5 protein-coding genes and 1 pseudogene are annotated in these 8,737 nt (G+C 69.8%); 2 read left to right on the plus strand and 4 right to left on the minus strand.

What is annotated here, in order from left to right; all coding sequences use genetic code 11:
- Positions 1-144: pseudogene (locus ACFC02_RS40315) on the plus strand (IS256 family transposase); the annotation flags it as partial.
- Positions 145-1,886: 1,742 nt separating this feature from the next.
- Here the strand turns inward: ACFC02_RS40315 and ACFC02_RS40320 are convergent.
- From ACFC02_RS40320 to ACFC02_RS40330, 3 genes are all read right to left on the minus strand, one after another.
- Positions 1,887-3,110, minus strand: coding sequence for a hypothetical protein (locus ACFC02_RS40320; RefSeq protein WP_376367637.1), 1,224 nt, complete (start codon positions 3,108-3,110; stop codon positions 1,887-1,889).
- A 368-nt stretch (positions 3,111-3,478) separates the two neighbouring features.
- Positions 3,479-4,366, minus strand: a complete 888-nt coding sequence (locus tag ACFC02_RS40325; protein ID WP_376367639.1) for a hypothetical protein — start codon at positions 4,364-4,366, stop codon at positions 3,479-3,481.
- Entirely contained in the window at positions 4,366-4,932 is a 567-nt protein-coding gene (locus ACFC02_RS40330; protein ID WP_376367641.1) for an RNA polymerase sigma factor, read from the minus strand. Before ACFC02_RS40330 ends, ACFC02_RS40325 begins: the two co-directional genes overlap by 1 nt.
- A gap of 553 nt (positions 4,933-5,485) precedes the next feature.
- On the opposite strand from ACFC02_RS40330, the gene ACFC02_RS40335 reads away from it, so the two are divergent.
- Positions 5,486-5,812, plus strand: a complete 327-nt coding sequence (locus ACFC02_RS40335; RefSeq protein WP_376367643.1) for a hypothetical protein — start codon at positions 5,486-5,488, stop codon at positions 5,810-5,812.
- Between the two features lie 110 nt (positions 5,813-5,922).
- Here the strand turns inward: ACFC02_RS40335 and ACFC02_RS40340 are convergent, their stop codons facing one another.
- The gene (locus ACFC02_RS40340) at positions 5,923-8,427 is read right to left on the minus strand and encodes an ATP/GTP-binding protein (protein ID WP_376367645.1); all 2,505 of its coding nucleotides are present in this window, start codon (positions 8,425-8,427) and stop codon (positions 5,923-5,925) included.
- Positions 8,428-8,737 lie beyond the last annotated feature (310 nt).

Below are 8,737 nucleotides of genomic sequence, written 5' to 3' on the forward strand. Positions count from 1 at the left end.
CTGGCGATGGTGTTCAAGCTCGTCGAGTCCGCCCAGGCCCGCTGGCGCGCGATCACCGCACCCCACCTCGTCGCCCTCGTCCGCGATGGCGCCCCCTTCAAGAACGGTCACCTCGCCGAACGCCCCGAAGTCACCGCAGCCTGAACAACCCTGCTGATCCACAACTCTTGACAATTGCTCTCGGTCGGCCAGCGGCGGATCACAGGCTTCGGCTCGGAAGCGCGGTACATCCGCACCGCACGCTCTCGCAACTCCAGCGGGTACTTCCTCGGGACAGGCATCGTCAGAGCTCCTCTCGTGAGCCCCATCTGACCTGCTGACCTGCTGTCACCTCTCCCCGCATCTGGGGGGAACCTCAGGTCTGCGCTTGCTTCCCGCAGGTGGCGCGCCGCCGAGCCGGGGCTGACCGGCCGACCCAGTGCCGCTGCCGTCTGCCTCTGTAGAGATCAGGCCTTTCCCGGGCCGGCGTGCAGGGTGGTTTGGGCGGCTGCTGAAGCTGTCCTGGCGGGTGCGCCTGTGCCGTGGCCGTTCCTGTTTGTACTGGTCATTGTGGGGTGAGCGGTTGTGCAGGAGGAAGACGCGTATATGCCGGCTGGTGATGGCAGGGAGTCGGAAACGACTCAACTGTTGCCTGCGGGGCTGTTTCTGCGGTCATCTTGTAGTTACCTCTTGTGCGGGTTCTCGCTGCTCAGCCGGAGTCGCGGGAGGGAGAGTGGCCGTCTCTGCCCGCAGGTGGGCGCCCTGGCTCCCGTCCGGCCTCTCTCGTGGGGGAGATGAGGTTGGGCGGGTGGGGCCCGGTACTGCGGTATGGTGCCGGGCCCTGAACGGAACCCGTCGTCGGGGGTCCGCTCGTCTCGTCTCACCGCCCGGCCCGCCCGTCAAGCGCAGAAGAGTCCAGTGCCTTCCCGAACGGCAGACGGCGTCCGCCCGCTCGCGGTTGCCCATCGTGACCCTGTCGGCGATCCGCCAGCCCCTGCGACTCCGGTGCGGGAAGGCTGGGCGGGACATGCGGATCCCGCCGGCGAGTTCGCTACGAGGCGGCCGACGGGATCCGCAGCGGCGGGTGTTCACTGCCCCGGCCTGGGCGTGGGGGGAGGGCCGGGGACTCCCGGTGTGTGGGCCCGGGCCGCCGCTGGGACACAGCAAACCCGCACAGGAACGATTCTTCAAGGTGTGTGAGCCAATCGCCAGGCTGCGCCATGGTTCGCCGAGCCGCACCGAGGCCTTGTGCAGGGTCATACCCGGATATAGGGGCCGAGCTGGGGGGTATGGAGAGGGGGTGGACCACCGTTACACGAGGGCGGACTCCAGCGCTCAGATCCGGGCAGAGGATAAACTGATGATTCGCTTCACAGCGCGGTGGGGGCTGGGAGCTGCGTGACGGCAGTTTGCAGCCCCCACCAACCCGGCTCCCGGACTGGTCCAGCCTGGCACGCCGCCGAACGCCTCTCGGCCGGCCCGGCCGTCCCCTCCGCCACCGGCCACAAGCCGCGCCCGGCCGCCGGGCGCCGCTCGCTCGGGGCTGGCCCCGCCGCGCCGAGCGGTGACCACGGTGGTGACGGGCGCGGTGACAGCGGGCGGTGACAGCCCGTGCCGGGGCGCGCCCTCACGCGTGTGATCCGAGCGGCGTCGGCCACCGGATCGTAGGCCGCAGTCGCCATCAGGCACGCCCCCAGCACTGCGGCCTTGTGCTGTGCGAGAACGCGCAGCAGCCGCTCGACCTTCTCTGCAGGGCCTTCCGCTCGTGGAAGGTCGGTTCCCGCGGCGTCGGCACGCCAACGCCGCGTTCCAGCCTGAGCAGCACGTCGGCAGCCGCCCTGGTAACGACAGCCAAGTGGCGGCCCGGCCGGCGTCCGGCTGGATTGCCGGGCGCGGGCCGGGGCTGCTCATGCTGCGGTCGCGCCGGGCTCTTCGCCGGGGTCAGTGTCCTGCTCTGAGGAAGCCGACGGGGCGCCGTCGTTCTCCGGAGCATCCTCTGTGCGGGTCTCGCGCGAGGTGTCTGGGGTTGTGGTGGTGCGGTCGTCGAGGGTGATGGTGACGGCCTCGCCGCTGGGGGTGAGACTGGTCAAGCTCTTATCGATCCGCTCGTACACCGTGGCGGCGAGTTCGAGGTCACCGTCGCCGTCGCTGGCGGTGTGCATGATGGAGTAGAGGCTGATCAGCAAGGCGATCAGAGAGCGGCCGGACAGTGCGGCTCGGATCCGCTCGGCTCCCTCGTCGGCGATCTGCGGCGGGACCCGGAAGTGGGGGTGCCGTCCGGCGTGTGCGGTGATGAACTCCCAGATGTCGCGGTGGCACAGCAGGCTTGCGGAGGAGACACGGGCCGCGGTCTTGAGCAGAGCGCTGTGCTCCGCGCTCACCTCGGGGTCCGGGGCTGCGGTTTCGGCGGTGGTGGCGGGCCGGGGCCGGAGCTCGTCCACACCGGCGCGCAGGTCTGCGATCTTCTGCCGCAGAGATGTGAGTGCGGAGCGGGCCTCCTGAAGGGCGGTGCTGAGCTCTTCCTTGATTTCCGCGGCCGCTTCCCGCAGCTGGCCCGGGGTGTCCGGCTGACCGGTAGCCGGGCTGTCGGGGGCGGTGAGGGGGGCAAGTACCGGGGCGAGTTCCTCGATGAGGACCTCGCGGACAGCTTGGCGGATTGTGTCCTCCCCCGGTACCGGGCCGGGTGAAGAGTCCTCGTCCGTGGTGCGCTGGGCGGGGATCGCCGCCGTGTGGAGGTCGGTGTCTTCCGGAGCACCGGGTTCGGTGGCGGTGGTGACCGGTGCGGAAGCGAACCAGGGCTCTTCGTCCTCGGTGCCGGATGCCTTCGAGAGGTCAGGAGAGGGGGAGGGGGACGGAACGGGCGCAGATGCGGGCGGCGGGGTGAGGTCCGCGAGCACGAAGCGGACCTCCCGCAGTCCGGTGCGCAGTTGGGAGACGGCATCGCGGACGGCGGTGTTGAGTGATTCTCCGTTGGAGTTCAGCTTGTTGTGGACGTCGCGGAAGTTGGCGCGCATCCGGCTCAGCTCGTCGACAACCTCTTTGGTTGTCTCGTCGTGGGCGGTCCGGGCTGCCACCTCAAGCTTCTCTACGCTCTTGTCGAGCGCGTCCCGGATGTTCTTGTCCGTGTGCATGACGGCGGTATGGAGCATCGTCAGGGTATTGGTCAGGTCCGGATTCGGCTGGCGGGCCATCATCCCTCTTTTCGTCGCATTGAGTAGTTGATCGAGTTCACTGCGTATGCTGCCCAGGGTGGGGCTTCCCGTGGGGTAATTTGGGGGCAAGTGGCCCGGAGACGACGGCTGTTCTGGCCGGAAGCGACCTGTTAGTCCGTGTGTTCCATGTGGTGCCAGCGGGCCCAGGCTCGCGCTGCTCCCCAGGCGACTGCGGCCACGATGAGACCGGCGATGACGTTCTCGATGATGTCGTTCACGGGCATGCCTCCTGGGCGTCGGGCGGTGTAGTGGCCGTGCCGACGCCGTGTTGTGGGCGCTGAGTCTGGTTACCGGGCCATGAGTCCGGTAGGCAATCGGGGACGGCGCAGGAAGGCCCGGACTGCTTGCCCCAAGGGGATCTCGCGGGTGAAGTTCGGTGCGAGTTCGGTGCGGTGCCGGACCGGCTGGGGTACATGTCGGTCCGGTCGGAACCCGAGCAGTCGGGCGAAGGCCCACCATGCGCGGGAGTCGGCGCTGGGGCCGGTCGCCGCGTGGTGGGCGGCGAGAAGGTGCGCGGCGAGCGCGTCGCCGGCGCCGGCGGCGAAGCGCCACCAGTAGGTTGCGGACTCGCGTTTGTCGAGGCTGTAGAGCAGGCATCCGAAGGTCCGGGCGCCGGCCTCGTCGTAGTCGGCTGCGAATGCGGCGAGAGTGTCGATCTCCGTGGAGCGCAGGACGGTGTTGCACAGTTCTGTCACGTAGCTGAAGGCAAGGTACTGGCTGGCTTTGAGGTCGACTGGGTTGATGGGGGTCGGCCTACGTCGGCGCGACCGCGGCGGCCGGAGATGGGGGCGCGCCGCGGGCCGGACTGTCCGCGGGGACGGGCCAGCGGTCGGCGGTGCGAGCTGAGTGATCTCCGCGCTCTCCTCCGTGTAGAGGGGATCCGCGTCAACGGCCGTGCCCGCGGACGCGTACTGGACGCGTGTGGGCCGCCTGGCCTCGGATGCGATCCGCGCTGCGAGACGCTGCGTGAAGTCCTCGGTGCTGTGACGGAGGACCTGTGCGCGGATCGCCTCGGCCTGGCGGGCCAGCAGTTCCGCCGCGCCCTCCGTTCCCGCTCCGTCCGGGAATTCGTCCGGTCCGGCGGCTCCGGAAGGGCCGTCGTCGGCCCCTCCGGGGTGACGATCGGCCTTCGCGTGGACAGTTCCGGTCTGCTGGTTCAGGAGGTCTTCCGGCATCAGGAGTCCCCTTTCTCCTCTGGAAGTTCCGTGAGCATCTGCTCCAGCTGTTTCCGCCCGCGGAACGCGTTGGTTTTCGCTGTGCTCTCGGTGATGCCGACGATCTCGGCGACCTGGGCGTAGGGCAGCTCCCCCAGTGCGTGCAGCTGCACGCACTGGGCCTGGAGGGGCGAGAGGGTTTCCAGTGCCTCCATCGCCCTGTCGAGCCGGTCGTAGCGGCCCAGCTCCATCAGATATGAGCTCATGGGCATCTGGGGCACCAGGTGCTCACAGTCGGAGCGCCGGACGCTGCGGCGGGAGTAGTCGGTGATCGAGTCCTGCAGCATCTTGATCGCGAGTCCCGTCGGGTTCGCGGCCGCGCGGATGCGTTCGATCTTTTGATGCATGTTCAGCACGGCGTTCATGACAGCGTCTTCGGCATCATGAGGGTTGCGGAGTCGGTACGTGGCTATGCGCATGAAGAGGTCCATGTGCTCCCGGAAGAATCGCTCACCCTGGGGGTCGATTCCCGAGGGTTCGGGGTCGGGCCCTACCAGGTCGTGTTCTTTGCCGAACGGATCGTTCATCGGTCCCCCCGCGCTGCCGGGCTGTCGCCGGGGTGCGGCGGCGCGGCCGGACGGCGCCGGGGGAGCCACCGGTCATGCCGGCGCCCGGCGTGACCGAGGATGGAGCAAGCCTGGTCGTCGGTGTCGACGGCAGGCCGTTCGATGGCTCCGGAGCACGCAGTGGTCATCCGATAGGCGCAGGCCGAGCCGTGCGTGTACCGGGTCCGAGTGGGCCCCACGAAGCCTCCTTCTTGATCCAGATCGAAGCCCGGCGGCGGACGGTGCCGACCGGGCAGAACAGCTGCGTGTTCTGCCCCTGATGCCGATCCGTGCCCCCCCTCTGGTTACAGCCAGCCCCAGCTTTTTCGCACACACGGTCATCGCGTCATCACAATTAGTCGCCTTATCAGCAGTTATGCGAAATTAAGGTGATCCACATCACAAGCGCGCCGGGTGGTTGGGCCCAGCGCACGCCCCCGGCGCCACCTGACCCCGGGTACGCCCCTATCACCGACGTGAAGACCGCCGTCCCCTGCCGGACTCTGGGATCCCGGGCCGGTACCACCGCGATATCGTGGGAACCCCGCAGCGCCGCCTCGACAGCCGACAGGAGATCCGCGTGCCCGAGGACCCCATCGCCCAAAGCGAGATCGCTGCTCTCACGCGCCGGTTCGAGGACGTCACGGAGAGGACCGACCGTGAGTTCGGCATCGTCAAGAGCGATCTGACGGCGTTGCGTCTCCAGGTCGGCAACCTTGATCAGAAGGCGGGCAATCTCGACGGGAAGCTGAACGAACTCGCTGGTGAGGTTCGTGGTCTGGCCGAGAAGATGGACCGGAACCAGGCGCAGATCGTTGAGCTGCTGACGCAGCTCGTCGGCCGGAACCCGGAAGCCGGCTGACCTTCCGCTGCCGACGCCGCTGTGGCCCTGCCCCTGGAGTTACCAGGGGCAGGGCCACAGCTGTACGAGCGGCGCTCAGGCGGTGCGATACCGAGGATTCGGCAGCACCGTCACCGGAGGGGTCCAAGGTGGCGGCGCCGCTCCATGACGAGGGCGTGCCACCGGTCGCGTACGGCGTCTTGGCTGTCCAGCCAGCGGGTGGTGGAGGGCTGGGACAGGGACCGGACGGTCATGAAGTGGGCGATGTCGGCGTAGTACGCGCAGTCGCCGCTCCCGGCGAGTTCGTGCAGGCGGTCGATGACGGCGTCGCTCTCTTCCTGTTCGCCGAGGACGGCGTGGTGGAAGGCGAGGGCCAGCTCGAGGACGGCCTGGGCCGCGGTGATGCCGGCGTCGTGGGTCTCGGCGCGCAGACTGCGGGCGGCTTCGAGTCCGAGCGGGGTGCCGGCGTCGCGGACGAGCGCGGCGATCTGCACGGTGAGCCTGGTGGCGCGTAGGTTGAGGCCGGTGAGGAGCTGTTCGGCGAGGTGAAGTTCGTCGTCCGCGGTGGCGGGGTCGGTGAAGGCCACGACGAGGGCGCGCTGGGCCTGGCTGGTGGCGCGTTCCCCGGCGACGCCGTGCTGCTCGGCCTGGTCGCGGGCGGCGGTGTAGGCGGCGGCCGCGCGGTCCATGTCCCCGTGGGGCCAGAGGATGTCGCCTTCGACGCGGTGCTGGCGGCCGGCCCAGCCGAGGGTGCGGGCGGTGTCGTAGGCGGTGGGGAAGTCGCCGGCGAGGCGGGCGAGGTGGGCCAGTCCCCGGCGGGCTGCGGGGGCCAGGCGGCCGCCGCCGCTGGCGACGAGTTGCATGCCGCGGCGGGAGGCGGCGGAGTCACCGAGGTCGCGGTGGGCCTTGGCGAGGTAGTACGTGGCCATCTCGTGCAGGTCGGCGGGGAGCAGCCCGGTGCCGGTCACGGCGGTGAGCCGGGCGGCGGTGACCGAGCGGTGTTCGTGCTGGCGGCGGGCGAGGGCGGCCAGGAGTTCGACGAGGGCGTCGGCCGCGGTCTGTGCCTGTCTGGTGCTGCCTGCGCGGGCGGGCGGGGCGATGGGTTCCCACACCGAGTCGCTCACGTAGGCCCAGGCGGCGTCGGCGAGCCAGCCCAGGTCGAGCCGGAAGTCGCGGGCAAGGGGGAGGCCCTGTCGCAGGCAGCCGACCAGGAGCATCCGGTCCCGGCCGGTGCCTTCGGCCGCGGCCCACTGGGTGCCGAGGGCGCTCAGGGCGCGTTCGGCGGCCTGCTGCCAGTCGCGGTCGGTCCAGCGGTCGTCGGTGGCGTCGTCGGCGCTGCGGAGGGTGGAGCGGATCAGGCCGTGCAGGTGGTAGGGCCACAGCCCGAAGGCGTTTTCGCGAATGAAGGGCCGCTCGATCAGGCGCTGGGCGGGTGCCTCGTGGGGCAGGCCTGCGGTGGCGGTGGCGGTGGCGAGGGCGAGGTCGAAGGCGTCGAGCAGGCTGATGGAGCGCAGGACGTGGCGTTCGTCGGGGGTGAGGTCGGACAGGGTGCGGGCGATCAGGGCGGCGAAGTCGTGGTCGAAGTCGGCCGGGGCCGGCTCACGGGTGCGGCGGATCTCCAGGAAGCGCAGGACGGACAGGTCGAGGTAGAGGGGCAGGCCGTGGGACCGGCCGGTGATGACCTGGCGGACTTCCGCGCTGATGAGGGGCTGCCTGTTGTGAGAGAGCCGGCGGGCGAGGTAGTCGTCGCAGTCCTCGGGTGAGAAGTCGCCGACCAGGACCTGCCGCCCAGGAGGCCGTTCGGCGACGCCTGCCGCCCGGGCGGCCGGGACCACGGAGGCGGGAGTGGCCGCCAGGCCGGGCCAGGCGGCCGGTCCGGTGTAGTCGAGCTGGCCCTGCAGAGCCGGATCGGCCCACTGCAGGCGTGAGCGGCCGGTGATGACGAAGAAGGCGTTCGGCATGAGCCATACCACCCGCTGGATGAGGCGCTCCAGGTCGCGGTGGGTGCGGTCACCGACGTCCTCGAAGGTGTCCAGCAAGATCACCGGCGTCAGGCGCTTGCCTGCCGGCAAATGGGCGAGCTCCCATGCCAGCAGGTGCGGATAGAAGCTGAGCGCCTCCACGTCGGGGTCGGCCTCCAGGAGGTCGGCGAGCCGCGTACACCCGGCGAGGGCGCGGACGGTCTGGCGCCGTTCCCGCAGGGCTCGGACGAGTGAGCCGGTGACCTGGCCGATAGCCGTACCGACGGTGCCGGGCAGCAGAAGGGTCTGGGCGACGTCGGCCATCGCCGACTGCATCTGCTGCGACATCGCCTTGCCGAACCGGCTGGCCAGGCCGCCGCGGTGCAGGTACTCCTCCAGCGGCTCGCCGGGGTGCTGGTGCTCCCAGTAGCGGCGCAGCGCCACGTCGAAGGCGGGCAACGGGCGGCCGAGGGTGCTGAGCGCGGCCCGGATCGTCAGCACCAGGTCCTCGAACGAGGTGCCGGCCGAGCGGGCGAGGTCGATCCGTACAGGCAGGATGCGCTGAGTCCAGGTGGGCTCACCCCACTGCGCGGGCCGCTGATCGGCGCTGGCCAGCGCGGCCTCGAACTTGCGGGACAGCGTCGTCTTGCCGATGCCGCCGACACCGTGGAACATCATCACGTTGTCGCGCGGCGCCTCCAGGTCCTCGACGTTGAACAGCCGGCCCTGTGGTGCGCTGCAGGTGTCCGGCGAGCGCGGTGGCGACGAGATCCCACTGCAGCTGACGGTCCGTGAACGCTTCCCTGGCCTGAAGGCCCCGGTTGTTCGTGCTGAACAGCGCCCTCAGCCTGGATCCACCGCGTGATACTCGGTCTGTGGGCGATGAAAACAGAAGAGGTGCCTGCTGACCTGGGATGATGGGAGTTCCTACGCCCACATCAGTCCCACGAAGCAAGGCACCTCGTAAGTGAAAGTGTCCCACAGA

The sequence above is a fragment of the Streptomyces sp. NPDC056160 genome, from assembly GCF_042268205.1.
GTDB lineage: Bacteria > Actinomycetota > Actinomycetes > Streptomycetales > Streptomycetaceae > Streptomyces.

Bases quoted from the DNA above. Each gene is read 5' to 3' on its own strand.
- ACFC02_RS40340 (WP_376367645.1), bottom strand. From the start codon at position 8,427: ATGTTCCACGGTGTCGGCGGCATCGGCAAGACGACGCTGTCCCGCAAG.
- ACFC02_RS40320 (WP_376367637.1), bottom strand. From the start codon at position 3,110: ATGCACACGGACAAGAACATCCGGGACGCGCTCGACAAGAGCGTAGAG.
- ACFC02_RS40330 (WP_376367641.1), bottom strand. From the start codon at position 4,932: ATGAACGATCCGTTCGGCAAAGAACACGACCTGGTAGGGCCCGACCCC.
- ACFC02_RS40325 (WP_376367639.1), bottom strand. From the start codon at position 4,366: ATGCCGGAAGACCTCCTGAACCAGCAGACCGGAACTGTCCACGCGAAG.